This is a genomic window from Actinokineospora sp. NPDC004072, assembly GCF_053604195.1.
Genome location: NZ_JBSGHB010000007.1, coordinates 265,856 through 290,134 on the forward strand (window position 1 = coordinate 265,856; position 24,279 = coordinate 290,134).

Consider the following 24,279-nt stretch of genomic DNA (forward strand, 5'->3'; position numbering starts at 1 on the left):
CCATGCGCACCACGCTCGACGGCGCGCTGCTGACCGGCATCGCCGCCCGGCTGTCCACCCCCGAGCAGCGGACCGCGGCGGGCAGGCAGCCCGTGCACACCTGCTACGTCCCCGCCGACCGCGTCACCGCCGACCTGCCCGCCCGCTGGGGCGCGGCCGCCCTGGCCGCCCTCGACGAGCACGCCCCGACCCCGGCCGCGCTGGCCGCCATCGTCGGCCTGCCCCCGGACCTGGCGCCCACCGTGCACGAGCGGGTGCGGGCCAAGCTGGAGACCGAGCCGGTGGAGGACCTGCGGGTGGACTTCGAGGACGGCTACGGCGTCCGCGACGACTCCGCCGAGGACGCCCACGCCGCCGAGGCGGCCGACCTGCTCGCCACCTGGGGCCTCGCCTCGGCCGGGCTGCGGGTCAAGTCCTTCGACACCACCGCGTCGCTGCTGCGCTCGGTGCGCACGCTGGACCTGGTGCTCACCCGGCTGGGCCGCCCGCCCGCCGGGTTCGTCGCCACCTTCCCCAAGGTGACCTCGGCCGAGCAGGTCGCGGCGCTGGCCGAGGTGCTCGACGTGCTGGAGGAGCGGCTGGACCTGCGCCGGGGCGTGCTGCGCTTCGAGATCCAGATCGAGACGCCCCGGTCGGTGGTGGCCGCCGACGGGCGCCTGGCCGTGCCGGGGCTGATCAGCGCGGGCCGGGGTCGGGTGAGCGGCCTGCACTTCGGCACCTACGACTACACCGCGGCGTGCGGGCTCTCGGCCGCCGACCAGCACCTGGCGCACGCGGCGTGCGACTTCGCCCGCAACGTCATGCAGGTGAGCGCGGCGGGCACGGGAGTGCGGCTCTCGGACGGCTCGACGAACGTCCTGCCGGTCGGCGACGACGCCGCGGTCCGCCACGGCTGGCAGACCCACTACCAGTTGGTCCGCCGCTCGCTGGCGCACGGGTTCTTCCAGGGCTGGGACCTGCACCCGGCCCAGCTCGTCACCCGCTACGCCGCGGTCTACACCCACCACCTGGAGACGGCCGCGGCCGACGGGCGGCGGCTGGCGGCCTACCTGGGCGCGGGGTCGGGGCCGGTGCAGGACGAGCCCGCCACCGCGGCGGCGCTGGCCGGGTCGCTGCGCCGGGCCGTGGACTGCGGGGCGCTGACCGCCGAGGAGGTCGGCGCGCACACCGGCCTGGCCGCCGAGGACCTGGCCGCGCTGGTGCGGCCGTGACCCTGTTCCGCGCCCGCCGCTGCATCACCCCGTCGGGCGAGGTCCCGGCCGCGGTGCGGGTCCGCGACGGCCGCATCGCCGCCGTCGAGCCGTACCACGCCCCGGCCGGCGCGGACCCGGTCGTCCTCCTCACCGACGACGAGGTGCTGCTGCCCGGCCTGGTCGACACCCACGTCCACGTCAACGACCCCGGCCGCGCCGAGTGGGAGGGCTTCCCCGCCGCGACCCGCGCCGCCGCGGCGGGCGGGGTGACGACGCTGATCGACATGCCGCTCAACAGCCTGCCGCCCACGACCGACGCGCGGGCGCTGGAGATCAAGCGGGCCGCCGCGCGCGGCCGCTGCCACGTCGACGTGGGCTTCTGGGGCGGCGCGGTGCCCGGCAACACCGGCGAGCTGGCCGCCCTGCACCGGGCGGGGGTGTTCGGCTTCAAGTGCTTCCTGCTCGACTCCGGCGTCGCCGAGTTCGGCTGCCTGCGCCCGCACGAGCTGGTCGAGCACCTGGAGACCACGGCCGCCCTCGGCGCCCTGATGATCTGCCACGCCGAGGACGCCGAGCTGATCGGCCGCGCCCGCGGCGGGGACTACGCGGACTTCCTCGCCTCCCGCCCCGCCGAGGCCGAGACCAGCGCCGTCGCCCAGGTGATCGCCGCGGCACGCGCGACCGGCGCGCGGGCCCACATCGTGCACCTGTCGGCCGCGGGCTCGATCCCCCTGCTGGCCGCCGCCCAGGCCGACGGGGTGCGCATCACCGCCGAGACCTGCCCCCACTACCTCCTCTTCAGCGCCACCGACATCCCCGACGGCGCCACCACCTTCAAGTGCTGCCCACCCATCCGCGAATCCCCCCACCGCGACGCCCTCTGGCAGGGCCTGGTCGACGGCACGATCACCGCGGTGGTCAGCGACCACTCACCCTGCACCCCTGACCTCAAGCGCCCGGACTTCGGCGCGGCCTGGGGCGGCATCTCCGGCCTCCAGGTCACCCTCCCCGCCGTCTGGACCGCCGCCCACGCCCGAGGCATCCCCCTCTCCGACGTGATCACCTGGATGTCCACCGCCCCCGCCGACCTGGTGGGCCTGCGCCGCAAGGGCCGCATCACCCCCGGCCACGACGCGGATCTGGTCGTCTTCGCCCCCGACGAAGTGACCACCATCGACGCCACCACCCTCCACCACCGCCACCCGACCACCGCCTACCACGGCACCCCCCTCCGCGGAACCATCCGCTCAACCTGGCTCCGCGGCGAGCCGGTTTCAGGTCCGCCCCGCGGCCAATTGCTGGAACGAGGCACGTCATGACCCCCTCACCAGCCCACCCCGACCTACTGGTCTCCGCCCCGGCCAAGGGCTCCATCACCCACCGCCCTCGCCCGCCGCAGCCCGCCCCCCGCCGACCGCGGGGATGCACCCCCGCACCTCCAGCCACCTGCCGCCGCGCCGCGCCCAGGTCATCCCGCGGCCACCGGCTGGAGCGAGGGTTCGCCATGACCGCCGCATCGCCTGTGCTCGCTGCTGTCCGGCCGGCGCCCACCCCGGGGTGCGGCCACGCCTCCGCGCCGCACCCCGCAGCCACCCGCTGGAACGAGGGACGTCATGACTGACTGGCTTGCCCTGCCCGACCTAGCCGTCCGGCGCTTCGGGGGTTCGGTCGTCTGGGCCGACGATGAGACCTTCGCCGAGAAGGAGAACTTGATCACCACCGCCCCGCCCGGCTTCCAGCCGCAGACCTTCGGCCACCGGGGCCAGATCTACGACGGCTGGGAGACGCGCCGCAGGCGGGTGCACGGGGATGACAGCGCGATCATCCGACTCGGCTTGCCCGGGGTGATCAGGGGCGTCGTCGTGGACACCTCGTTCTTCACCGGCAACTTCCCGCCCGCCTGTTCCCTCGACGGCTGCGCCCATCCCGGCTACCCCGCCCCCGCCGAGCTGGGCCCCTGGGAGCCGCTGCTCACCCGCGTCCCGCTCACCGGCGACGCCCGCGCCGAGTTCGAGGTCGACAACCCCCGCCGCTTCACCCACGTCCGGCTGACGATGCACCCCGACGGCGGCATCGCGCGGTTGCGGGTGCACGGCCAGCCCGTCCCCGACCCCGCCCTGATCGACCCGACCGCCCTCGACCTCGCCGCCCTGGAGAACGGCGCGCGGGTGGTTGCGTGCAGCGACATGTTCTACTCGTCGCCCAGCAACCTCATCGCGCCCGGTACGCCGGTGTCGATGGGGGAGGGCTGGGAGACCCGCCGCAGGCGCGACCACGGCAACGACTGGGCCGTCGTCCGGCTCGCCGCCGAGGGGGTCGTCCGCTTCGCCGAGTTGGACACCACCCACTTCACCGGCAACGCCCCCGGCCTGGCCGCGCTATCCATAGGCGGCCCCGACCAGTGGACGCCGCTGCTGCCGCGCACCCGCCTGCAGCCCGACACCCGCCACCGCTTCCGCATCGCCGACGCCCCGCCCGCCACGCACGTGCGCCTGGACATCTACCCCGACGGCGGGATGGCCCGGCTGCGCCTGTTCGGCTGCCTCACCGAGGAGGGCAGGCGCACCATCGAGACCTGCGGCGGGGCCTGAGACCGCCGTCACAAGCAGACCTGTCACAGCGCCGCGGGCTGCCGTGTCTTAAGGGTGTACGCGCCACCAACCGCATGGGGAGTGCACCATGAAACCGCGTTTGAACTTCTTCGAGAACACCGTGGCGATGAAGGCGCTCAAGCACCTGGTCGCCCTGGGCCCCGTGCTCAGCGGCACCGACGTGCCCGCGTCCACGATGGAGCTGGTGAAGATCCGCGCCAGCCAGATCAACGGCTGCGCGGTCTGCCTCGACATGCACACCAAGGACGCCGCCAACGACGGGGAGACCGCGGTGCGGCTCAACCTGGTGGCGACCTGGCGGGAGGCCAAGGTCTTCACCGAGGCCGAGCGGGCCGCGCTGGAGCTGGCCGAGCAGGGCACGCGCATCGCCGACGGGGCGGGCGGGGTCAGCGACGAGGTGTGGGCCAACGCCGCCAAGCACTTCACCGAGGACCAGCTCGTCGCCCTGGTGCTGGCCATCTCCGTCATCAACGCCTTCAACCGGATGAACGTCATCACCCAGCAGCCCGCCGGTGACTACGTGCCAGGGCAGTTCGCGCACCGGGGGTGAGCCCGACCGCTTACTGTGGACCGTTCCGGTCGAAACGGAGTGGCTCATGGTGCGGTTGGACCGCCTGGTGAACGTCCTCGGCGGCTACGGCGTCCGCCTGGCCTGCTGCCCGGTCTCGCGCTCGGTCGAGCTGCGCAGCGTGGCCATGCGCGAGGCCGACGGCGACGCGGGCGGTGACGTCTACCTCGCCATCGGCGCGGAGTCGGTCGGCCAGGCGGTCGCCTGGGCGGCGGGCGCCAGCGCGGTGCTGGTCCACGGCGGCGTCGAGGCCGAGCGCGAGGCCGCCGTGGTCGGCGCCGCCGCGGGGATCGCCGTGCTGGTGGTCGACCCGGCGGTGTCCTGGAGCCAGCTCGCGGGCGTGGTCTACGGGCTGGTCCTCGAAGGCCGCGAGACCGAGTCCGGCCGCGGCCCGACCGACCTGTTCGCGCTGGCCGACAGCCTCGCCGACGCCGTCGGCGGGGCCGTCACCATCGAGGACCGCTCCTCCCGGGTGCTGGCCTACTCCCGCTCCCAGCAGCGGGCCGACGCCGCGCGCTCGGCGACCATCCTGGGCAGGCAGGCCCCCGAGCAGCTCCGCGAGCTGTTCGCCGCCCGCGGGGTGACCGCGCACCTGGCCGCCTCCGACGCGCCGCTGTTCGTCGAGCGCGACGCCGAGCACGGCCTGACCGGGCGGATGGTCGTCGCCGTCCGCGCGGGCCGCGAGGTGCTGGGGTCGGTGTGGGTGACCTGCGGGGAGCCGCTGACCGGCGCGCGCCGCACCGCCCTGGTCGACGGCGCCCGCACCGTGGCCCTGCACCTGCTGCGCTCGCGGGCCAGCGCGGACCTGGAGCGGCAGGTGGAGTCCGACCTGGTGATCCGCCTGCTCGACGGCACCGCCGACGCGGCGACCCTGCTGAGCAGGCTGGGCCTGCCAGCAGGCCCGGCGCGGGTGATCGCGCTGCGCCCGCAGGAGGAGCGGCACGCCGCGCTGCTGCTGGCCTTCGAGCGGGCGACCACCGGCTTCGGCTGGTCGCGCCCCGGCCGCAGCGCCCTGTCGGGCACCACGCTCTACACGATCCTGCCCGGCGAGGACGTCACGGCCGCCCGCGAGTGGCTGGCCGCCCTGCGCGTGGACATGGTGGTGTGGGCGGGCATCGGCGGGTCGGCGTCGGCCGAGGACCTGCCCGCCGCCCGCCAGGAGGCCGACGAGTGCCTGGCCCTGCACGCCGCGCGCGACCCGGACTCCCCGCCGCCCGCCTACGACGAGTCCTGGGACGACATCCTGCTCCAGCGCCTGCGCGCCGCCGCCCGCACCGGCCGCACCCCGGCCCGCGGCCCGGTCGCCGAGCTGCGCAGGCACGACCGCGAGCACGGCACCCACTACGCGGGCACCCTGCGGGCCTGGCTGGAGGCCCAGGGCGACCTCGCCGAGGCGGGCGAGCTGCTGGGCGTGCACCAGAACACCGTGCGCTACCGGCTGCGCAAGATGGCCGAGGTGACCACGCTCGACCTCGACGACCCCCGCAAGCGCCTGGGCATGATCATCGACCTCGCCGCGACCGGCGAGCTGTGAGGGCTGTACCGGGCGGACAGCCCGCGCCGCCCAGTCTGTAGGGAACGGACAACGGTCGGGGTGCCCCCGCGACCCATCCTGGTCTGGACAGCACATTCCAGGAGGTTGGGCACATGGTCGGGCGCATCGATGGCGGTCCGCGGACTGCGGTCGTGGTCGGCGCGGGCATTGTCGGGTTGTCCACGGCGTGGTTCCTGCAGGAGCGCGGGGTCGAGGTGACCGTGGTCGACCGGACCTCGGTGGCCGCGGGCGCGTCCTGGGGCAACGCCGGGTGGATCGCGCCCGGGTTGGCGATCCCGCTCAACGAGCCGTCGGTCCTGCGCTACGGGCTGCGCTCGCTGTTCAGCCCCACCGCGCCGCTGCACATCCCGGTCACCGCCGACCCGGGCCTGTGGTCGTTCCTGACCCGCTTCGCCGCCAACTGCCGCTGGTCGTCCTGGACCCGCGCGGTGCGGGCGAACCTGCCCTTCAACGAGGAGTGCATCGAGGCGTTCGACGTCCTCACCGCCAACGGCGTCGAGGCGCCCACCATCGACGCGCCGATCACCGCGGCCTTCCGCACCCCGCAGCAGGCGCAGGGCCTGCTCACCGAGCTGCGCAGGATGGCCGACGCAGGCCAGCCGATCGCGCACACCGAGCTGGACTTCGAGCAGCTGCGCGAGCACGTGCCGCTGGCATCCTCCGCGCTCACCACCGGCGTGCGCGTCGAGGGCCAGCGCTACATCGACCCCGGCGCGTTCGTCCAGGCGCTGGGCCGCGCGGTCGTCGCCAGGGGCGCCACGATCCGGGTGTTCGAGGTGGCGGGCGTGCGCACCGGCAGCCGGGGCGCCACCGTGTACCCGCGCACCGGCCCGGGCGTGACCGCCGACGTCGCCGTCGTGGCCACCGGCGCGTGGCTCTCGCGCCTGGCCCGCGACTGGGGCGTGCGGGTGCCCGTGCGCGCGGGCCGCGGCTACTCGTTCTCCGTGCCGGTCGAGTACCCCGTGCCCGGCCCGATCTACCTGCCCGACGTCCGCGTGGCCTGCACGCCCTACCAGGGCAAGCTGCGGGTCGCGGGCACGATGGAGTTCCGCGACCCCGACGCCCCCGGCGTCCCGGCCCGGCTGGACGCGATCATCGCCTCCGCCCGGCCGCTGCTCGACGGCGTGCGCTGGGACGAGCGCACCGACGTCTGGGTCGGCCCGCGCCCGGTGACCCCGGACGGGCGGGCCCTGATCGGCGCCGTGCGCGAGCCGAACATCTACGTGGCCAGCGGCCACGGGATGTGGGGCCTGGCCCACGGACCGATCACCGGGCGGCTGCTGGCCGAGCAGGTGACCACCGGCAAACAGCCCGCCGCGCTGCGCGAGTTCGACCCGCTCCGCTGACCACATCCCAGTCCGTGCGGGCCGGAGCCCTCCGCGCCCGGGCCGCTCGGACGCTCGCCGTCAGGGCGGCCTTACCCCACCGCCCTGACGGCGCTGCACCCATTTCCGGAGAAACCCATGACCTGGCTGACCCCCGCCGCCCACGACCGGCTCCGCGCCGAGCTCGCCGAACTGCTCGCCGAGGTCGGCGAGGACGACGGCGCCCGCATCCAGCGGATCCGGCAGATCCGCGACCTGCTCAACACCGCCGTGGTCGGCACCGAACCGGCCGACGACGGCATCGCCGAGCCCGGCATGGTGCTGACCGTGCGCTACGACGACACCGGCGAGACCGAGACGTTCCTGCTCGGCGTCCGCGAGGCCGAGCACGGCGACCTGGAGGTCTACTCGCCGGACTCGCCGCTGGGCCGGGCGCTGATCGGGGCGCGCCGCGGGGACCAGCGCTCCTACCAGGTCCCCAGCGGCAGCACCGTGCGCATCACGCTGGTCGAGGCGGTGCCGTACCGGCAGCCGTCAGTGGGCTGACAGCGGGACGGCTGCGTCGGCGAGCCGGGTCGGGTCGACCCCGCGGCCGCTGCGGATGAGGGCTTGGACGTCGCCGATGCCCTCGTCCCAGCGGTTGACGTGCATGCCTGCGACGACCCGCTCGCCAGCCAGCCAGAAGGCGTGGAACTCCTGGCCGTCGCCGCGCTTGACCACCTGGTCGTAGCTGCCGGGCTCGACCCACCCGGCGAACTCCATGCCCACGTCGTACTGGTCGGAGAAGAAGTACGGCAGCTCGTCGTAGACCACGTCCTGGCCGAGCATCGCCTTCGCCGCGGCCTGCCCGCCCGCGAGGGCGTTGCCCCAGTGCTCCACCCGCAACCGCTTGCCGTACACGGCGTTGGGCACGCTGGCGATGTCGCCCGCGGCGTGGATGTCGGGGTCGTCGGTGCGCAGGGCGGTGTCCACCAGGACGCCGTTGTCGACGCCGAGCCCGGCCTTCTCGGCCAGCTCGGTGTTCGGCCGCGCGCCGATCCCGACGACCACGGTGTCGGCCGGGATCTCCTCGCCGTCGGAGGTCGTGGCCATCCCGTCGCCCGCGCCGGCGAGCTGGGCGCCGAAGCGGAACTCCACGCCGTGGCCGCGGTGCAGGTCGGCGAAGAAGCCGCCGATCTCCGGCCCGAGCACGGCGTGCAGCGGGGTCGGGGCGGGCTCGACGACGGTGACCGGGCAGCCGCGCGCGCGGGCCGCGGCGGCGACCTCCAGCCCGATCCAGCCCGCGCCCGCGATGACGACCCGCCCGCCGGTCTCCAGCGCCTTGCGCAGCCGCTCGGAGTCCTCCAGCTTGCGCAGGTAGTGCACCCCGGTGAGCCCGGGGACGCGCCGCGCGGACGACCCGGTGGCCAGCAGCAGCTTGGTGTAGCCGATCCGCTCGCCGCCGTCGAGCTCGACCTCGCGCGCGGCCCGGTCGATGGCGACCGCGGGCCTGCCCAGCCGCAGCTCGACGGAGTGCTCGGCGTACCAGCCCTCGGGGTGGGGGAACACCTCGTCGCGGGCCTGGTCGCCGAGCAGGTAGCCCTTCGACAGCGGCGGCCGCTCGTAGGGCCGGTCGCCTTCGTCGCCGATGACGACCACGCGCCCGGCGAACCCCTCGGCCCGCAGCGCCTCGGCCGCCTTCGCGGCGGCCAGCCCCGCGCCGACGATCACGAACACCTCGTCCACGTCCTCCTCCTTCACGCATTGACCCCGGACAGGGCGAAGAACTCCTGCCGCGATCTCGGATCATCGCGCAGCAGGCCCTGCAGCGCCGAGGTCACGGTTCGCGTGCCCGCCGCCCGCACCCCGCGCAGGGACATGCACAGGTGCTCGGCCTCGATCACCACGCCGACGCCCTTGGGGGCGAGGTGGCGTTGCAGCCATTCGGCGACCTGCTTGGTCAGCCGCTCCTGCACTTGGAGATCGCGGGCGAACAGCTCGACCACCCTGGCCAGCTTCGAGAGCCCGAGGATCCGCGCGCCCGGCAGGTAGCCCACGTGCGCGACGCCGTGGAAGGGCAGCAGGTGGTGCTCGCACAGCGACTGCACGGGGATGCCGCGCGCGAGGACGAGTTCGTCGTAGCCCTCGTCGTTGGGGAAGGTCGTCAGGTCGAACTCCCGCGGCGTCAGCATCTCCGCGTAGGCGTGCGCGACGCGCCGCGGGGTGTCGGCCAGGTGCTCGGTGCCCGGGTCGCGGCCGAGGGCGACCAGCAGGTCGGCGACCGCGCGCTCGGCTGCGGCCAGGTCGACGCCGCTGCGGTCGTGCACGACCTGCAGGTGCCGGGACAGCGCCTCGGTCATGCCCGCTTCCCCGGCGCGTGCTTGACCGCCAGCCGGGACAGCGCGAGCGCGGCCACCAGCAGCCCGAAGTCGCGCAGGGCGACGTCGTAGAAGCCGGAGAGGGTGAGCAGGTTGACGATGATCCCGCCCAACCAGGCCGCCACGAGCAGCCCGCCGAAGCGTGGCGCGAGCGCCACGGCCACGCCCGCGACGATCTCCACCACGCCGATGCCGTACATGGCCTGCTGGGCGGTGCCCGGCAGCAGCCCGTCGACCCACCCGGCGAGGTAGACCGGCCAGTCGACCATCAGGTTGGCGAACTTGTCCAGGCCGAACAGCACGGGCGCGACGGTGAAGACCGTCCGCAGCAGCAGGTACGCCTGCGCGCTCGGGTCCGCCCGCAGCGCGGATCGGACGCCGGACACTTCCGTGGCCATGACTCCTCCTTCTAACGACAAGATGGACTAACGTTAGAACCGCCGACCGAATATCGTCAACAGGAGTTGTTTTTAGAATGGGCGACCCGACGCACGTCTCCGCCGTCGCCGCGCTGGACGAGCCGACCCGGCGCAGGCTCTACGACTTCGTCGTGCGCAGCCCCGACCCGGTCGGCCGCGACGAGGCCGCCGAGGCCGTGGGCGCGCCCCGCACCACCGTCGCCTTCCACCTCGACCGGCTGGTGGGGGAGGGCCTGCTGGAGGTCGTCCACGAGCGCCGCACCGGCCGCAGCGGCCCCGGCGCGGGCCGCCCGGCCAAGCTGTACCGGCGCTCGGCGAAGCAGATCGCCGTCTCCCTGCCCGACCGCCGCTACGAGCTGGCCGGGCACCTGCTCGCCGACGCCGTCGCCGAGGCCGAGACCTCGGGGGAGTCCCCGCGCGCCGTGCTCGCCCGCCGCGCCCGCGCCCTGGGCCGCGACATCGGCGAGACCGCCCGCGCCGACGACCGGGACGTGTTGGGCGCGCTGGAGGCGTTCGGCTTCGAGCCGCGGACCGCGGGCGGCGAGATCGTGCTGGGGAACTGCCCGTTCCACAGCCTGGCCCAGCAGCACACGGAGCTGGTCTGCGGCATGAACCTCTGCCTGCTCGACGGCCTCCTAGACGGCCTGTCCGCCACCGGCCTCTCCGCCCGCCTCGCCCCCACCCCCGACCACTGCTGCGTCCGCATCGCCCCGGCCTAGGCTGACCGCCCGTGGGGGAATCCGACGTCGACATCGCCATCCGCGCGGCCGAAGCGGGCGCCGCGATCATCCGCGCCGCCTTCGGCCGCGACCTGGAGCTGTTCAGCAAGGACGGCGACGACTTCGCCACCGAAGCCGACATAGCCGCCGAACACGCCATCCGCGCCCTGCTCACCGCCACCCGCCCGAACGACGCCGTGATCGGCGAAGAACTCGGCTCCACCGGCGACTCCGACCGCACCTGGCTGGTCGACCCCCTGTGCGGCACCCACAACTTCGCCGCAGGCACCCCCCTGGTGGCCGTGAACGTGGCCTTGCGCGTCAACGGCACCATCACCGCCGCCGCGGTCGCCGACCCCTTCACCCCCCAGACCTACTGGACCACCCCCCACACCGCCCAAAGCCGCTCCGGCCCCCTCACCCCCACCCCAACCAGCCGCATCATCGACATCGACATCGACCCCCCGACCCCGGGTCGTTTCCCCACCGCCGCCCTCCTCGCCGACCCCGCATTCACCACCCGCTTCCGCCCCCGCGTCCTCTCCACCAGCCTCGCCGCCGCCTGGGTGGCCGCCGGCAGCCGCGCCGGCTACATCACCGCAGCCGACACCCGCGACAGCGTCCACTTCACCGCCGCCATCGCCCTCTGCCGCGCCGCAGGCTGCCCCACCACCGACCTCACCGGCGACCCGAACGGCACCAACGGCCTGATAGCCGCCGCCGACCCCCAAACCCACGCCGCCCTCCTGGCAGCAATCCGCGCCCACTAGCCCCCATCCGGCAGACACCCGTAACCCCGCTTACCGCCACCCGTGCGAGCGCACGGGACGCCCTGCTGGTCGAGCCGATCACCCGTGCCGCCGAGGTCGCCAATCCCCGGTCAAGGTTGCGGCCCAGCCCACGGGCCGGGAACCACCGCAACCGCGTCGTGGACACGGGCGCGTCGCGGCTGCGTCTCGGTGCGGGTGGAAGTGGGCTCTGCCCCCACGAGCGCGGCTGATTCCGGGTCGGATTGGCCGGTTAGCCGCCGAGCCGCCGCGTTCGTTCGGCTGGGGGTTGGCGCGGGCAGCTCACGCACTTCGACTCGCCCGCCCGGTAGATCAGGCAGCACGACGCCCGGCGCACCACCAGCCGTCCGCCCGCGACCACGAACCGCGGCACCGGCAAATCCGACCCCACCGCCGCCGCAACCCCCACCGCGTGCGCAGGCGTCCCGCCCGCCCACAGCGTCCGGTTCCCGACCGAGTCCGTGGCGATCGCCCACAGCGACCGCGCCGCCGCCCCGCTCACCGACGCCACCGCCGCGATCCCCGCCGCCAGCACCGACCGCAGCCGCGGCCCCGGATCGGCGCAGGTCGTGCGGGCCTGCGCGTCGGCCACCCGTCCATCCGGCGTCACCGCCAGCACCATCGAGCCCGCGTCAGCCACCGGCCCACCGGCGACCGCCGTCTCTACCACCGGCCCCACCAGCGCCGAACTCGCCTCGTACCACCACAGCGTCCCCAGCACCCGCGCGTCCGCGCCCGGGTAGCGCCCCCGCGACGCCGCCATCCGGGACGCCACCCACGCCGGGTCGCCCACCACCGTCACGTCGCTCATCGTCCGATCACGGTACCCGCAGCGCGCAACGCGCCCGTAACACAGCGGGATCGACAGTTCACGCACCGGAAACACCGCGCGCGACCCCGCGAAACAGCCGCCTCGAATGATTCCGGCAACGGACGGACGGAGGACGATGTGGACACAGGGGACACGGCCTGGGTGCTGGTCAGCGCCGCCTTGGTCATGCTCATGACGCCGGGGCTGGCGTTCTTCTACGGCGGCATGGTGCGGGCCAAGAGCGTGCTCAACATGCTGATGATGAGCTTCATCGCGCTGGCCGTCGTCAGCGTGCTGTGGGTGCTCTACGGCTACTCGCTCGCCTTCGGCGACGACGTCGGCGGCGGTCTCCTCGGCGGCGGGGACTTCCTCGGCCTCGACGGGGTGCTCGGCGGCGCGACCGCGACCGTCCCGCACGTCGTGTTCGCCGTCTTCCAGCTGATGTTCGCCATCATCACCGCCGCCCTGATCTCCGGGGCCGTCGCCGACCGGACCCGGTTCTGGACCTGGACGCTGTTCATCGCCGTCTGGGCCACGGTCGTCTACTTCCCGGTTGCCCACTGGGTCTTCGACTTCGACGGCCTCACCGGGGAGGGCTTCGCGGGCGGCTGGATCGCCAACACCCTCGGCGCGCTGGACTTCGCGGGCGGCACCGCCGTGCACATCAACGCCGGGGCCGCCGCCCTGGCCCTTGCGCTGGTGCTCGGCAGGCGCAGGGGCTGGCCGCGCGAGCCCATGCGCCCGCACAACCTGCCGTTCGTGCTGCTCGGCGCGGGCCTGCTCTGGTTCGGCTGGTACGGCTTCAACGCCGGGTCCGCCCTGGGCGCGGGCGAGCTGGCGGGCACCGCCTTCGCCACGACCACCGTCGCCACCGGGGCCGCCGTCCTGGGCTGGCTGGTCGTCGAGCAGGTCCGCGACGGCAGGCCCACGACCCTCGGCGCGGCCTCCGGGGCCATCGCCGGGCTGGTCGCCATCACCCCCGCGGCCGGGTTCGTCAGCCCGCTGGGGGCCATCGCCATCGGCGTCGCCGCGGGCGTCCTCTGCGCGCTCGCCGTCGGCCTGAAGTACCGGCTCGGCTACGACGACTCCCTCGACGTCGTGGGTGTGCACCTGGTCGGCGGCCTCGTCGGCACCCTGATGATCGGCTTGGTCGCCACCACCGAGGTCAACCCGGCTGGCCAGGACGGCCTGCTCAACGGCGGCGGCGCGGCCCTGCTGGGCAAGCAGGCCGTCGCCGCGGTCGCGGTCATGGCCTACAGCTTCGCGCTGACCTTCGCCATCGGCTGGGTGCTGAACAAGGCCATCGGCTTCCGCATCTCCCCGGAGGCCGAGGCGACCGGCATCGATGAGGCCGAGCACGCCGAGTCCGGCTACGAGTTCTCCAGCCTGCGCGGCGGCGGGTCGTCCCTGGGCCGGACCGCCGACGTGCTGGCCGCGAAGGTCCCCGCTGGCAAGGAAGGCTGAGCGAGATGAAGCTGGTCACCGCGATCATCAAGCCCTTCACCCTCGACGAGGTGAAGGCCGCGCTGGAGCAGCTCGGCGTGCTCGGCATGACCGTCAGCGAGGTCCAGGGCTACGGCAGGCAGAAGGGCCACACCGAGGTCTACCGCGGCGCGGAGTACTCGGTGGACTTCGTGCCCAAGGTCCGCGTCGAGGTCCTCGTGGACGACGTAATGGGGGAGAAGGTGGTCGACGCCGTGGTCGAGGCCGCCCGCACCGGCAAGATCGGCGACGGCAAGGTCTGGGTCACCCCGGTGGAGGCCGTCGTGCGCGTGCGCACCGGGGAACGCGGCGCGGACGCGATCTAGTGGCCGACGCGGCGGACCTGGTCGCCGCCCGCGACCGGCTGCTCGCCCGGGCGGGCGCCCGGCTGCGCCCGGCCGCGCTCCGCGACGCCCTCGCCGACCTGCACGAGTTCTGGCTGACCGCGCACGCGGCGCAGGCCGGGGTCGGCGGGCGCGGCGAGGGCGTCGCGCTGCTCGCCGTCGGCGGCCTCGCCCGCCGCGAGCTGGTCCCGTTCGCCGACCTGGACCTCGTCCTGGTGCACGACGGCCGCGCCCCGGTCGCCGAGGTGGCCGAACGCCTCTGGTACCCGCTGTGGGACGCCGGGATCGGGCTGGACCACTCGGTGCGCACCGTCGGCGAGGCGCTGTCGGTGGCCGAGACCGACCTGCGCGTCGCGCTCGCCCTGCTCGACGCCCGGCACCTGGCGGGTGACGCCGAGGTCGGCGTCCGGCTGGCCAGGTCCGCCCGCGAGCAGTGGCGGCGCGGTGCGCGGACCCGCTTGGACGAGCTGCTGACCGCGGTGCGCGGGCGCTGGTCGCGGGCCGGCGAGGTCGCGCACTGGGTCGAGCCGGACCTCAAGCACGGCCGCGGCGGCCTGCGCGACCTCGGCGTCCTCGACGCGCTGGCCGCGGCCCAGCTGGTCGACCGGCCCGGCGGCGAGGTCGAGCTGGCCCGGACCCTGCTGCTGGACACCCGCACCGAACTGCGCCGCGTGGTCCGCCGCCCGCGCGACGTCCTGCGCCCGCAGGACGGCGACGAGGTGGCCGCCGCGCTCGGGCTGGGCGACCGCTTCGCCCTGGTGCGGGCGCTGTCCGGAGCCGGGCGGACCGTCGCCTACGCCGTCGACGTCGCGCTGCGGGCGGTGTCGGCGGCGCAGCCGCAGCGGCGGGTGCTCGGCGTGCTGCGCCGCCCGCCCGAGCGCCGCCCGCTCGCCGAGGGCGTCGTGCTGCACGCGGGCGAGGTCGTGCTGGCCCGCGACGCCGACCCGGCCAAGGACCCCGGGCTGCTGCTGCGCGTCGCCGCGGCCGCCGCGCGCACCGGCCGCCCGATCGCCCCCGCCGCGCTGTCCCGGCTCGGCGAGAGCGCCCCCGAACTGCGCACGCCGTGGCCGGATGAGGTGCGCCGAGACCTGGTGGCGCTGCTGGGCGCGGGGGAGGGGCTGACCGAGGTGGTCGAGGCGCTGGAGCGCAGCGGCCTGTGGGCGCGGCTGCTCCCCGAGTGGGGCGCGGTGCGCGACCTGCCCCCGCGCGACCCGGCCCACGTGTGGACCGTCGACCGGCACCTGGTGCGCACGACCGTCAACGCCGCCCGCCTCGCCACCGCGGTCGCCCGCCCGGACCTGCTGCTGCTCGGCGCGCTGCTGCACGACATCGGCAAGGGCCGCGACGCCGACCACAGCGTCGTCGGGGCCGCGCTGGCCGCCCAGGTCGGCCACCGGATCGGTCTGTCCACACCGGACGTCGACGTGCTGGCCGCCGCGGTCCGCCACCACCTCCTGCTGCCCGAGACCGCCACCCGCCGCGACATCGGCGACTCGGCGACGGTCGCCCGCGTGGCAGGCACCCTCCGCGATCCCGTGCTGCTGGACCTGCTGCACGCCTTGGCCCAGGCCGACTCCCTGGCCACCGGCCCCGGCGTCTGGACGGACTGGAAGGCCGCCCTGGTCGGCGACCTCGTGCGCCGCGCGCGTGCGGTCATGGCCGGGGAGCCGCTGCCCGCGGCCGTCCCGCTCGGCGCGGACACCCGGGCGCTGGCGGAGTCCACCGCCGCCTCCGGGAAACCGGACGTGCTGGTGGCCGGCACCAGACCCGCCACCATCACCATCGCCACCACCGACCGCCCCGGCGTCCTGTCCCGCGCGGCGGGCGTGCTGGCCATGAACTCCCTCGAAGTCCACGCCGCCACGATCGCCGCCCACGCAGGCGTCGCCGTCGGCGTCTTCACCGCAACCCCCCGCTTCGGCTCCATGCCCGACCCGACCCTGCTGCGCGAGCAATTCACCCGCGCCGTCGCAGGCACCCTCCCCCTGGCCGAGCGCCTGGCCGCCAAGGAACGCGACTACGCCCGCCCCACCGCCCACCCGCCCCCGAAGGTCCTCTGGTTCGACCACGAACCGGGCGGCCCCGACGTCGTCGTGCTGGAACTGCGCTGCCCCGACCGCATCGGCCTCCTCCACGCCGTGGCCACCGCCCTGGAACACCGCGGGGTCGACGTCCGCTGGGCCAGGGTCACCACCCTCGGCGGCTCCGCGGTCGACTCCTTCGGCATCCCCCGCGGCACCGGCCCCGGCTGGCGGAGGGCGATCGAAACCGCGGTCCTGCGGGCAGCTGAGTAGACCTACTCACCCCCACCCAGGGGCCTTCCCGCTGTGGCGGGCCCAGGAATAAGGGCAAGCTCTGCGGTGTCCGAGCGAGAGCGGCCACGCGGTACCCGTCGGGGGAGACGGCCCACCGCAGGCGGACGCAGCCGGGAGGGGCCCGTCGAGGGGTCGGGCCCCCTCCCGGTCCCACCAGGCGGCGACCGCGCTGGCGCTCCCGGGGGTCAACGGTGTGCCACTCGACCAGTTCCAGTTCGGTCCACCCCGGCGCCCCACAGGTGACGACCAGCTTGCCCATGATGTCCTCCTTCACCTGGCTGACACCCACCCGACGAACGGCCGCGGCGGGAATCGACAGCCCCCGGATGTGACCGTCGCCACTAGGGTGGGCTGAAGCGGCGTCGGCGGTTGCCTGGCCGCCGACCCACCCCCGGTACGCTCGGGGTACGTCCCGGCAACAGCTATGGAGTGGCGCACCCGTGTTCGACACCCTCTCCGACCGGCTCTCGTCGGTCCTGCAGAACCTGCGCGGCAAGGGCAGGCTCAGCGACGCCGACATCGACACCACCGCGCGCGAGATCCGCATCGCGCTGCTGGAGGCCGATGTCGCCCTGCCGGTGGTGCGCGCCTTCATCGCCAAGGTCAAGGAGCGGGCCAAGGGCGCGGAGGTCTCCGCCGCCCTCAACCCGGCCCAGCAGGTCGTCAAGATCGTCAACGAGGAGCTCATCGGCATCCTCGGCGGCGAGACCCGCAGGCTCAACCTGGCCAAGACCCCGCCGAGCGTGATCATGCTCGCCGGCCTCCAGGGCGCAGGCAAGACGACGCTGGCGGGCAAGCTGGCCCGCTGGCTCAAGGCGCAGGGCCACGCGCCGCTGCTGGTCGCCTGCGACCTCCAGCGCCCCAACGCCGTCACCCAGCTGCAGGTCGTCGGCGAGCGCGCGGGGGTGGCGGTCTTCGCCCCCGAGCCGGGCAACGGCGTCGGCGACCCGGTCGACGTGGCGCGGCGGTCCATCGAGGAGGCCAAGCGCTCGCACTACGACGTGGTCGTGGTCGACACCGCGGGCCGCCTCGGCGTGGACGAGGAGATGATGCGCCAGGCCGCCGACATCCGGAAGGCCACCGACCCCGACGAGGTCCTCTTCGTCGTCGACGCCATGATCGGCCAGGACGCCGTCACCACCGCGGAGGCCTTCCGCGACGGTGTGGGCTTCACCGGCGTGGTGCTCACCAAGCTCGACGGCGACGCCCGCGGTGGTGCGGCGCTGTCGGTCCGCGAGGTCACCGGCGTCCCCATCCTCTTCGCCTCCAACGGCGAGAAGCTGGAGGACTTCGACACCTTCCACCCCGACCGGATGGCCTCGCGCATCCTCGGGATGGGCGACCTGCTCACCCTCATCGAGCAGGCCGAGCAGCACTTCGACCAGGCGCAGGCGGAGAAGGCCGCGGCCAAGATCGGCACCGGCGAGCTGACGCTGGAGGACTTCCTCGAGCAGATGCTGGCCGTGCGCAAGATGGGCCCCATCGCCAACCTGCTCGGCATGCTCCCCGGCGCGAACCAGATGAAGGACGCGCTGGCCCAGGTCGACGAGAAGCACATCGACCGGCTGCAGGCGATCATCCGCGGCATGACCCCCGCGGAGCGCCAGGACCCCAAGATCATCAACGCTTCCCGCAGGGTGCGCATCGCCAACGGCTCGGGCGTGCAGGTCCGCGACGTCAACGACCTGGTGAACCGCTTCTTCGAGGCGCGCAAGATGATGCAGCAGATGGCGGGCCGCTTCGGCATGCCCGGCGGGCGCAGCGCGACCAAGAAGCAGCCCAAGGGCCGCAAGGGCAAGAAGGGCAAGGGCAAGGGCCCGACCCAGCCGCGGATGCGCGGCGGCATGCCCGCGGGCATGCCCGACCTGTCCGCGCTGCCGCCGAGCCTGCAGCAGCTGCCCCCGGGCTTCGGCATGGACCAGCTGCCGCCCGGCTTCGACCCGTCCAAGCTGAAGTTCCCGAAGAAGTGACGGCGCTGCACCTGCGCGGCGCCGTCCTGCCCGACGGCGCCGAGCAGGACCTGTGGATCGTCAACGGCCGCATCCGCACCACCGAGGTCCCGGGCGCGACCACGGTCCTCGACGGCGGCTACCTCGTCCCCGGATTCGTCGACGCCCACTGCCACGTGGGCATCGGCCCGGAAGGCCCGGTCGACCTCGACACCGCGGCCGCCCAGGCCGAGACCGACCGCGACGCGGGCACGCTGCTCATCCGCGACTGCGGCTCGCCCATCGACACCACACCGCTGCAAGAGCGCTTGGACCTGCCCCGGATCATCCGCGCGGGCAGGCACATCGCCCGCCCCCGCCGCTACATCCGCCACCTCGGCGTCGAGATCGACCCCGACGACCTGCCCGCCCAGGTCGCCGCCCAGGCCGCGGCGGGCGACGGCTGGGTCAAGCTCGTCGGCGACTGGATCGATCGGGAGAAGGGCGACCTGGCCCCGCTCTGGCCCGACGACGTGCTGGCCGAGGCCATCCGCACCGCGCACGACGCGGGCGCCCGGGTCACCGCGCACGTCTTCGGCGAGGACGCCCTGCCCGGCCTGATCGCGGCGGGGATCGACTGCATCGAGCACGGCACCGGCCTGACCGAGGAGACCACCGCCGAGATGGCCCGCCGGGGCACCGCGCTGGTCCCCACCCTGATCAACATCGAGAACTTCCCCGGCATCGCGGCGGGCGCGACGAAGTTCCCCGCCTACGCCCGGCACATGCTCGACCTCCACGAGCGCGTGACCGGCACCGTCGCCGCGGCGATCGCGGCGGGCGTGCCGGTGTACGCGGGCACCGACGCGGGCGGCGGCATCGCCCACGGCCGCATCGTCGACGAGATCATCGCCCTGCACCGCGCCGGGATGGGCGCCGAGCAGGCCATCGCCGCGGGTTCGTGGAGTGCGCGCGCCTGGCTGGGGTACTCCGGACTGTCCGAGGGCGCGGCGGCCGACCTGCTGGCGTTCGCCGACGATCCCCGCGACGACTTGGAAACCCTCCGCAACCCGGCGCTCGTCGTGTTGCGGGGCAGGGTGGTCCGCCAAACCGTACGGTGATCCCGTTAACCTCGGACCGCCCGGGGCCGGACTGTCGGAGGTGTGATGGTGTCGCTGCCGGACGCCGACGCGGCGGCCCCGCCGCCACCAGCCCGGGACCACCGCTGGGGCTTCGGGGCCTTCCTGGCCGTCTACGGCGTCTTCGTGCTGTCCGCGGTCGTCATCGGCGTGCTGATCGGCAACCCCCGGCCGGGGGCCGAGGACTCGATCGTGGTGATCCTCGTCGGCACGATCCTGCCGACCCTGCTGGCCACCGGCACCGCGCTGCTGGTCACCCGCCTGCGCGGCAACGGCCCGCGCGTCGACCTGCGCTGGTCCTTCGGCCGCGCCGACATCCGGGCGGGCCTGAAGTTCGGCGTGATCGGGCTGGTCGTCACCACCGCGGCCGCCGCGGTGTGGACGCGCGTGGTCGGTGAGGACAACGCCACGTCGTCGCTGGGCAGCCTGGTCGACGACCAGCGCATGCCGGTCATCGCCGCCGTCACCCTGTTCCTCTACGTCTGGCTGGTCGGCCCGCTCTGCGAGGAGATCATCTACCGCGGCCTGCTCTGGGGCGCGCTGGAGCGGCTGAACTGGGGCCGCTGGGCGGTGTTCGGCCTCACCACGGTGATTTTCGCCATCAGCCACCTGGAGCCGCTGCGCACCTCGCTGCTGCTGGTCATCGGCATCCCGATCGGCCTGGCCCGGCTCTGGACCGGCCGCCTCGGCGCCAGCGTGGTCGCCCACCAGGTCAACAACTTCCTGCCCGCCCTGGCCGTCCTGCTCATCTCCCTCGGGGTGATGACCCCGTGATCGACCTCAACGCCGACCTGGGGGAGGGGTTCGGCGTCTGGCGCCTGGGCGACGACGACGCCCTGCTCGACGTGGTGACCTCGGCCAACGTCGCCTGCGGCTTCCACGCCGGCGACGCATCGACCATGCGCGCGGTGTGCGCGGCCGCGGCGCGGCGTGGGGTCGCCGTCGGCGCACAGGTCTCCTACCGCGACCTGGCGGGCTTCGGCCGCCGGTTCATCGACGTCGATCCCGTCACCCTCGCCGACGAGGTGCTCTACCAGATCGGCGCGCTGGCGGCGTTCGCCGCGGCAGCGGGCACGCGCGTGGCCTACGTCAAGCCGCACGGCGCCCTCTACAACGCCACCGTGCACCACAAGGCCCAAGCCGAGGCGGTCGTCGCCGGGACGCGCGCGTTCGGGGACCTGCCGGTGCTCGGCCTGCCCGGCTCCGAGCTGCTCGCCGCCGCGGGGGGAAACGCCGTCGCCGAGGCGTTCGCCGACCGCGGCTACACCCCGCAGGGCACGCTCGTGCCCAGGTCGCAGCCGGGTGCGCTGCTCACCGGGACCGACGCCGTCGTCGAGCGGGCCGTCCGGCTGGCCACCCGCGGCGAGCTGGTCGCCGTCGACGGGACGGTGCTGCCGGTGGCCGCCCGGTCCCTCTGCCTGCACGGCGACACCCCCGGCGCCGTCGAGCACGCCCGGGCCGTCCGGGCGGCGCTGGCGGCCGCGGGGGTGGAGGTGATTCCGTTCGCCCGGTAGGCGTCTGGCACAATTGGCGGCTGTCCGCCGCGGCCGGACCCTCTCACCGTGCCGCGACGACCGCAAACCACCGGATGTGACGGCTCGACCCCACGGGGCCACCCGCGTCCAGACCCGATGTCGAAACCCAGGAGCAAGCAGACCCGTGGCTGTCAAGATCAAGCTGCAGCGCCTCGGCAAGATCCGCGCGCCGTTCTACCGCATCATCGTCGCCGACGCCCGCACCCGCCGCGACGGCAAGGCCATCGAGACGATCGGCCGCTACAACCCCAAGTCCGAGCCGAGCCTGATCGAGGTCGACTCCGACCGCGCCCAGTACTGGCTGGGCGTCGGCGCGCAGCCGACCGACGCGGTGAAGCACCTGCTGGAGGTGACCGGCGACTGGCAGAAGTTCAAGGGCCTGCCGGGCGCCGAGGGCACGCTGCGCGTCGCCGAGCCGAAGCCGACCAAGCAGGAGCTGTTCGAGGCGGCGCTGAAGGCGGCGGGCGAGGAGCCCACCACCGAGGCGATCAGCCCCAAGAAGAAGTCCGCCCCGAAGAAGGCGGAGAAGGCCGAGCAGGCCGAGCCCGCCGCTGAGACCGAGGCCGCGGCCGAGTGAGCGCCCTCGCGGACGCCCTGGAGCACCTGGTCCGAGGCATCGTCGACCACCCGGACGACGTCCAGGTGGAACTCGTCACGACCCGTCGCGGCCGCACGCTCGAAGTGCACGTCAACCCCGAGGACCTGGGCAAGGTCATCGGCCGGGGCGGGCGCACGGCGACCGCGCTGCGCACGGTGATGGCCGGGGTCGGCGGGCGCGGCATCCGCGTCGACGTGGTGGACACCGACCACTGAGATGGCCGAGGTAGTCGTCGGGCGGGTGGCCAAGGCGCACGGCATCCGCGGGGAGCTGGCCGTGGACGTGCGCACGGACTCCCCGCAGCTGCGCTTCGCCGAGGGCGCGGCCGTCGACGCCCGGCTCAAGGACGGCACCGTCCGCGCACTGACCATCGCAGCCGCCCGGTGGCACACCGGGCGGCTGCTGGTGCGCTTCGACCAGGTGCCCGACCGCGACGCCGCCGAGGCCCTGCGCGGCGCGCTGCTGCTGGCCGACCCGGCCGCGCTGCCCGCCCCGGAGGACCCCGACGAGTTCCACGACCACGACCTGATCGGCCTGGCCGCGGTGCTGGCCGACGGCGCGGTCGTGGGCGAGGTCACCGACATCCAGCACGGCCCCGGCGGCGACCTGCTGGTCGTGTCCCGGCCCGAGGGCGACGACGTGCTGGTCCCGTTCGTGGCCGCGATCGTCCCCGAGGTGGACCTGGCGGGCAGGCGGGTCGTGCTCGACCCGCCCGAGGGGTTGATCGAGTAAGCCGTGCGCGTCGACGTCGTCACGATCTTCCCCGAGTACCTGGAGCCGCTGCGCGCGGCGCTGCTCGGCCGCGCCATCGAGCGCGGCCTGTTCGACCTGCAGGTCCACGACCTGCGCAACTGGACCCACGACGTGCACCGGTCGGTGGACGACAGCCCCTACGGCGGCGGTCCCGGCATGGTGATGAAGCCGCAGGTGTGGGGCGAGGCGCTGGACGAGGTCTGCGCTGGCGAGCCGCCGCGGCTGGTCGTGCCGACCCCGGCGGGGCGCCCGTTCACCCAGGCCCTGGCCCGCGAGTACGCCCAGCTCCCGCGGCTGGTCTTCGCGTGCGGCCGGTACGAGGGCATCGACCAGCGGGTGGTGGAGGACGCCGCCCGGCGGATGCCGGTCGACGAGGTGTCCATCGGCGACTACGTGCTGGTCGGCGGCGAGGTCGCCGTCATGGTGATGGTGGAGGCCGTGGCCCGGCTGCTGCCCGGGGTGCTGGGCAACCCGCAGTCGGCCGAGCAGGACTCCTTCTCCGACGGCCTGCTCGAAGGCCCCAGCTACACCCGCCCGGAGGTCTGGCGCGGCCTGGCGGTGCCCGACGTGCTGCGCTCTGGGAACCACGCTGCCATCGACCGCTGGCGGCGTGACCGGGCCTTGGAGCGCACGCTCGACCGGCGGCCCGATCTGCTCGCCGCCCTCCCCGAAGAGGCCCTCGACCAGCGGGATCGCGCGGTGCTGCGCTCGCTGACGGGGGTCGATTTCGATTCCGGCGACCTGGTCTGACATACTTTCCGGGTTGCCGCGCCCGGCACCAGCCGGATGCGCGCCGCAGACCACCCCAAGGCCGGCTGTTCGGTTTCGCGCCGTCCCGCGGTCGGTCTGGCCGACGACCCAGTTGCTTAAGGACGGATTACCCCATGAACACCCTGGATGCCCTGGACGCCAAGTCGCTGCGTTCCGACGTCCCGGACTTCCGCCCGGGTGACACCCTCAAGGTCCACGTCCGCGTCATCGAGGGCACGCGCGAGCGCGTCCAGGTGTTCCAGGGCGTGGTCATCCGCCGCCACGGCGGCGGCGTCCGCGAGACCTTCACGGTCCGCAAGATCTCCTTCGGCGTCGGCGTCGAGCGCACCTTCCCGGTGCACACGCCCAACATCGCCAAGATCGAGGTCGTCACCCGCGGCGACGTGCGCCGCGCCAAGCTCTACTACCTCCGCGAGCTGCGCGGCAAGGCCGCCAAGATCAAGGAGAAGCGCGAGCCCCAGCCCGCTTCCTGACACGGGGAGCACATCGGCTCACGTACCCTGACGTGCGTGGTCGACCGCCCCTCCCGCCGTGTGCCCCCGGGTGCCCGCTCACCCCAGGAGCGCCCGGGGGACCAGCACGACCGCAGGCCCGAGGCCCCGCCCAGCCCCCACCCAGGGGCTGACGCCGCCTCGGGCCTCCGCCGTCCCCCCACCGGCCCCACCTTCTGGTTCGGCCCCACCCCAGCCGACCACCCCCGCAACGGCCACACCCCCGCGGGCCCCACCCCAGCCAACGGCACCCCCTCCCGCCCCGCCGACGGCCCACCCCAGCCGCCCACCAACGCGGCCCCCTTTCGGCCTGCCGACGGCGCCCGCCCCCACCCCACCGCCGCGGCCCCCTCGCAACCCGCTGACACGGCCAGCCCCCGACCCGCCGACGCGCCTTCCTTCCAGCCCGCCGACGGCATTCACTACCGGCCCGCCGCAGCCCAGCCCGCCGACGGCACCAGCCACCTCCCGGCCGACGCGGCTTCCTTCCAGCCCGCTGACGGCATTCGCTACCGGCCCGCCGATGCAGCCCAGCCTCTCGACGGCGCCGCCAACCTCCCGGCCGACGCGGCTCCC

25 protein-coding genes are annotated in these 24,279 nt (G+C 74.5%); 21 read left to right on the forward strand and 4 right to left on the reverse strand.

All coding sequences use genetic code 11. The annotated features are described in order from the left end of the window. The first annotated feature begins 2 nt into the window (after window positions 1–2). The 7 genes from ACWEPX_RS13570 (at window position 3) to ACWEPX_RS13600 (ending at window position 7,799) form a co-directional block, all read left to right on the forward strand. Window positions 3–1,211, forward strand: coding sequence for a DUF6986 family protein (locus ACWEPX_RS13570; RefSeq protein WP_451897439.1), 1,209 nt, complete (start codon window positions 3–5; stop codon window positions 1,209–1,211). Window positions 1,212–1,213: 2 nt separating this feature from the next. Beyond that, on the forward strand, window positions 1,214–2,512 hold the full coding sequence (allB, locus tag ACWEPX_RS13575; protein WP_451897497.1) for an allantoinase AllB: 1,299 nt from the start codon (window positions 1,214–1,216) through the stop codon (window positions 2,510–2,512). A gap of 294 nt (window positions 2,513–2,806) precedes the next feature. Beyond that, the gene (gene alc / locus ACWEPX_RS13580) at window positions 2,807–3,784 is read left to right on the forward strand and encodes an allantoicase (RefSeq protein ID WP_451897440.1); all 978 of its coding nucleotides are present in this window, start codon (window positions 2,807–2,809) and stop codon (window positions 3,782–3,784) included. Window positions 3,785–3,872: 88 nt separating this feature from the next. Continuing rightward, on the forward strand, window positions 3,873–4,355 hold the full coding sequence (locus ACWEPX_RS13585; RefSeq protein ID WP_451897441.1) for a carboxymuconolactone decarboxylase family protein: 483 nt from the start codon (window positions 3,873–3,875) through the stop codon (window positions 4,353–4,355). A 46-nt stretch (window positions 4,356–4,401) separates the two neighbouring features. Beyond that, entirely contained in the window at window positions 4,402–5,907 is a 1,506-nt protein-coding gene (locus tag ACWEPX_RS13590) for a PucR family transcriptional regulator (protein WP_451897442.1), read from the forward strand. 113 nt (window positions 5,908–6,020) lie between these two features. Beyond that, window positions 6,021–7,274 carry an NAD(P)/FAD-dependent oxidoreductase gene (locus tag ACWEPX_RS13595; protein WP_451897443.1) on the forward strand — a complete coding sequence of 418 codons (1,254 nt, stop codon included), beginning with the start codon at window positions 6,021–6,023 and terminating at the stop codon, window positions 7,272–7,274. Window positions 7,275–7,391: 117 nt separating this feature from the next. After that, a complete protein-coding gene (locus ACWEPX_RS13600) occupies window positions 7,392–7,799 on the forward strand; it encodes a GreA/GreB family elongation factor (protein ID WP_451897444.1) in 408 nt (135 codons plus the stop codon). Here ACWEPX_RS13600 and ACWEPX_RS13605 read toward each other — a convergent pair. From ACWEPX_RS13605 to ACWEPX_RS13615, 3 genes are read right to left on the reverse strand one after another with little or no spacing between them, the layout of a single operon-like run. Continuing rightward, window positions 7,788–8,978, reverse strand: coding sequence for an NAD(P)/FAD-dependent oxidoreductase (locus tag ACWEPX_RS13605; RefSeq protein WP_451897445.1), 1,191 nt, complete (start codon window positions 8,976–8,978; stop codon window positions 7,788–7,790). The two genes, ACWEPX_RS13600 and ACWEPX_RS13605, sit on opposite strands and share 12 nt — an antisense overlap. 11 nt (window positions 8,979–8,989) lie before the next feature. After that, window positions 8,990–9,592, reverse strand: a complete 603-nt coding sequence (folE, locus tag ACWEPX_RS13610; protein WP_451897446.1) for a GTP cyclohydrolase I FolE — start codon at window positions 9,590–9,592, stop codon at window positions 8,990–8,992. After that, on the reverse strand, window positions 9,589–10,008 hold the full coding sequence (locus tag ACWEPX_RS13615) for a hypothetical protein (protein WP_451897447.1): 420 nt from the start codon (window positions 10,006–10,008) through the stop codon (window positions 9,589–9,591). Before ACWEPX_RS13615 ends, folE begins: the two co-directional genes overlap by 4 nt. 77 nt (window positions 10,009–10,085) lie before the next feature. Here ACWEPX_RS13615 and ACWEPX_RS13620 point away from each other — a divergent pair, with 77 nt between their 5' ends. Together ACWEPX_RS13620 and ACWEPX_RS13625 are read left to right on the forward strand one after the other, a co-directional pair. Further along, window positions 10,086–10,748: a helix-turn-helix transcriptional regulator gene (locus ACWEPX_RS13620; protein ID WP_451897448.1), complete on the forward strand. Its 663-nt coding sequence runs from the start codon at window positions 10,086–10,088 to the stop codon at window positions 10,746–10,748. Between the two features lie 11 nt (window positions 10,749–10,759). Next, on the forward strand, window positions 10,760–11,518 hold the full coding sequence (locus ACWEPX_RS13625; protein ID WP_451897449.1) for an inositol monophosphatase family protein: 759 nt from the start codon (window positions 10,760–10,762) through the stop codon (window positions 11,516–11,518). A gap of 250 nt (window positions 11,519–11,768) precedes the next feature. Here the strand turns inward: ACWEPX_RS13625 and ACWEPX_RS13630 are convergent, their stop codons facing one another. Then, window positions 11,769–12,347, reverse strand: a complete 579-nt coding sequence (locus ACWEPX_RS13630; protein ID WP_451897450.1) for a (2Fe-2S)-binding protein — start codon at window positions 12,345–12,347, stop codon at window positions 11,769–11,771. A 186-nt stretch (window positions 12,348–12,533) separates the two neighbouring features. On the opposite strand from ACWEPX_RS13630, the gene ACWEPX_RS13635 reads away from it, so the two are divergent. The 12 genes from ACWEPX_RS13635 to rplS all read left to right on the forward strand — a co-directional run bounded on the left by ACWEPX_RS13635 (window position 12,534) and on the right by rplS (window position 23,685). After that, window positions 12,534–13,811, forward strand: a complete 1,278-nt coding sequence (locus ACWEPX_RS13635; RefSeq protein ID WP_451897498.1) for an ammonium transporter — start codon at window positions 12,534–12,536, stop codon at window positions 13,809–13,811. Window positions 13,812–13,816: 5 nt separating this feature from the next. Next, window positions 13,817–14,155: a P-II family nitrogen regulator gene (locus tag ACWEPX_RS13640; protein WP_451897451.1), complete on the forward strand. Its 339-nt coding sequence runs from the start codon at window positions 13,817–13,819 to the stop codon at window positions 14,153–14,155. Beyond that, window positions 14,155–16,467, forward strand: a complete 2,313-nt coding sequence (locus ACWEPX_RS13645; protein WP_451897452.1) for a [protein-PII] uridylyltransferase — start codon at window positions 14,155–14,157, stop codon at window positions 16,465–16,467. The genes ACWEPX_RS13640 and ACWEPX_RS13645 overlap by 1 nt, the downstream gene beginning before the upstream one ends. Before the next feature lie 461 nt (window positions 16,468–16,928). After that, complete coding sequence (gene ffh, locus ACWEPX_RS13650) at window positions 16,929–18,458, forward strand: signal recognition particle protein (RefSeq protein ID WP_451897453.1); 1,530 nt, start codon at window positions 16,929–16,931, stop codon at window positions 18,456–18,458. Further along, window positions 18,455–19,537 (forward strand): amidohydrolase family protein, encoded by a 1,083-nt coding sequence (locus tag ACWEPX_RS13655; RefSeq protein ID WP_451897454.1) that lies wholly within the window; start codon window positions 18,455–18,457, stop codon window positions 19,535–19,537. Before ffh ends, ACWEPX_RS13655 begins: the two co-directional genes overlap by 4 nt. 45 nt (window positions 19,538–19,582) lie before the next feature. Beyond that, the gene (locus tag ACWEPX_RS13660; protein ID WP_451897455.1) at window positions 19,583–20,329 is read left to right on the forward strand and encodes a CPBP family intramembrane glutamic endopeptidase; all 747 of its coding nucleotides are present in this window, start codon (window positions 19,583–19,585) and stop codon (window positions 20,327–20,329) included. Beyond that, window positions 20,326–21,069 carry a LamB/YcsF family protein gene (locus ACWEPX_RS13665; RefSeq protein WP_451897456.1) on the forward strand — a complete coding sequence of 248 codons (744 nt, stop codon included), beginning with the start codon at window positions 20,326–20,328 and terminating at the stop codon, window positions 21,067–21,069. Before ACWEPX_RS13660 ends, ACWEPX_RS13665 begins: the two co-directional genes overlap by 4 nt. Before the next feature lie 145 nt (window positions 21,070–21,214). Beyond that, window positions 21,215–21,667: a 30S ribosomal protein S16 gene (rpsP, locus tag ACWEPX_RS13670; RefSeq protein WP_451897457.1), complete on the forward strand. Its 453-nt coding sequence runs from the start codon at window positions 21,215–21,217 to the stop codon at window positions 21,665–21,667. Then, on the forward strand, window positions 21,664–21,903 hold the full coding sequence (locus ACWEPX_RS13675) for an RNA-binding protein (protein WP_054050002.1): 240 nt from the start codon (window positions 21,664–21,666) through the stop codon (window positions 21,901–21,903). Before rpsP ends, ACWEPX_RS13675 begins: the two co-directional genes overlap by 4 nt. A 1-nt stretch (window position 21,904) precedes the next feature. Continuing rightward, the gene (gene rimM / locus ACWEPX_RS13680; RefSeq protein ID WP_451897458.1) at window positions 21,905–22,420 is read left to right on the forward strand and encodes a ribosome maturation factor RimM; all 516 of its coding nucleotides are present in this window, start codon (window positions 21,905–21,907) and stop codon (window positions 22,418–22,420) included. A 3-nt stretch (window positions 22,421–22,423) separates the two neighbouring features. Further along, window positions 22,424–23,191 (forward strand): tRNA (guanosine(37)-N1)-methyltransferase TrmD, encoded by a 768-nt coding sequence (trmD, locus tag ACWEPX_RS13685; protein ID WP_451897459.1) that lies wholly within the window; start codon window positions 22,424–22,426, stop codon window positions 23,189–23,191. Between the two features lie 134 nt (window positions 23,192–23,325). Then, on the forward strand, window positions 23,326–23,685 hold the full coding sequence (rplS, locus tag ACWEPX_RS13690; protein WP_451897460.1) for a 50S ribosomal protein L19: 360 nt from the start codon (window positions 23,326–23,328) through the stop codon (window positions 23,683–23,685). The last annotated feature ends 594 nt before the right edge of the window (window positions 23,686–24,279 follow it).

What these genes read in the sequence shown, in the direction of transcription:
- ACWEPX_RS13570 (WP_451897439.1), top strand. Translation starts at nt 3, where the DNA reads ATGCGCACCACGCTCGACGGCGCGCTGCTGACCGGCATCGCCGCCCGG.
- alc (WP_451897440.1), top strand. Translation starts at nt 2,807, where the DNA reads ATGACTGACTGGCTTGCCCTGCCCGACCTAGCCGTCCGGCGCTTCGGG.
- ACWEPX_RS13585 (WP_451897441.1), top strand. Translation starts at nt 3,873, where the DNA reads ATGAAACCGCGTTTGAACTTCTTCGAGAACACCGTGGCGATGAAGGCG.
- ACWEPX_RS13590 (WP_451897442.1), top strand. Translation starts at nt 4,402, where the DNA reads ATGGTGCGGTTGGACCGCCTGGTGAACGTCCTCGGCGGCTACGGCGTC.
- ACWEPX_RS13595 (WP_451897443.1), top strand. Translation starts at nt 6,021, where the DNA reads ATGGTCGGGCGCATCGATGGCGGTCCGCGGACTGCGGTCGTGGTCGGC.
- ACWEPX_RS13600 (WP_451897444.1), top strand. Translation starts at nt 7,392, where the DNA reads ATGACCTGGCTGACCCCCGCCGCCCACGACCGGCTCCGCGCCGAGCTC.
- folE (WP_451897446.1), bottom strand. Translation starts at nt 9,592, where the DNA reads ATGACCGAGGCGCTGTCCCGGCACCTGCAGGTCGTGCACGACCGCAGC.
- ACWEPX_RS13615 (WP_451897447.1), bottom strand. Translation starts at nt 10,008, where the DNA reads ATGGCCACGGAAGTGTCCGGCGTCCGATCCGCGCTGCGGGCGGACCCG.
- ACWEPX_RS13620 (WP_451897448.1), top strand. Translation starts at nt 10,086, where the DNA reads ATGGGCGACCCGACGCACGTCTCCGCCGTCGCCGCGCTGGACGAGCCG.
- ACWEPX_RS13630 (WP_451897450.1), bottom strand. Translation starts at nt 12,347, where the DNA reads ATGAGCGACGTGACGGTGGTGGGCGACCCGGCGTGGGTGGCGTCCCGG.
- ACWEPX_RS13635 (WP_451897498.1), top strand. Translation starts at nt 12,534, where the DNA reads ATGCTCATGACGCCGGGGCTGGCGTTCTTCTACGGCGGCATGGTGCGG.
- ACWEPX_RS13640 (WP_451897451.1), top strand. Translation starts at nt 13,817, where the DNA reads ATGAAGCTGGTCACCGCGATCATCAAGCCCTTCACCCTCGACGAGGTG.
- ACWEPX_RS13660 (WP_451897455.1), top strand. Translation starts at nt 19,583, where the DNA reads ATGGTGTCGCTGCCGGACGCCGACGCGGCGGCCCCGCCGCCACCAGCC.
- rimM (WP_451897458.1), top strand. Translation starts at nt 21,905, where the DNA reads ATGGCCGAGGTAGTCGTCGGGCGGGTGGCCAAGGCGCACGGCATCCGC.
- rplS (WP_451897460.1), top strand. Translation starts at nt 23,326, where the DNA reads ATGAACACCCTGGATGCCCTGGACGCCAAGTCGCTGCGTTCCGACGTC.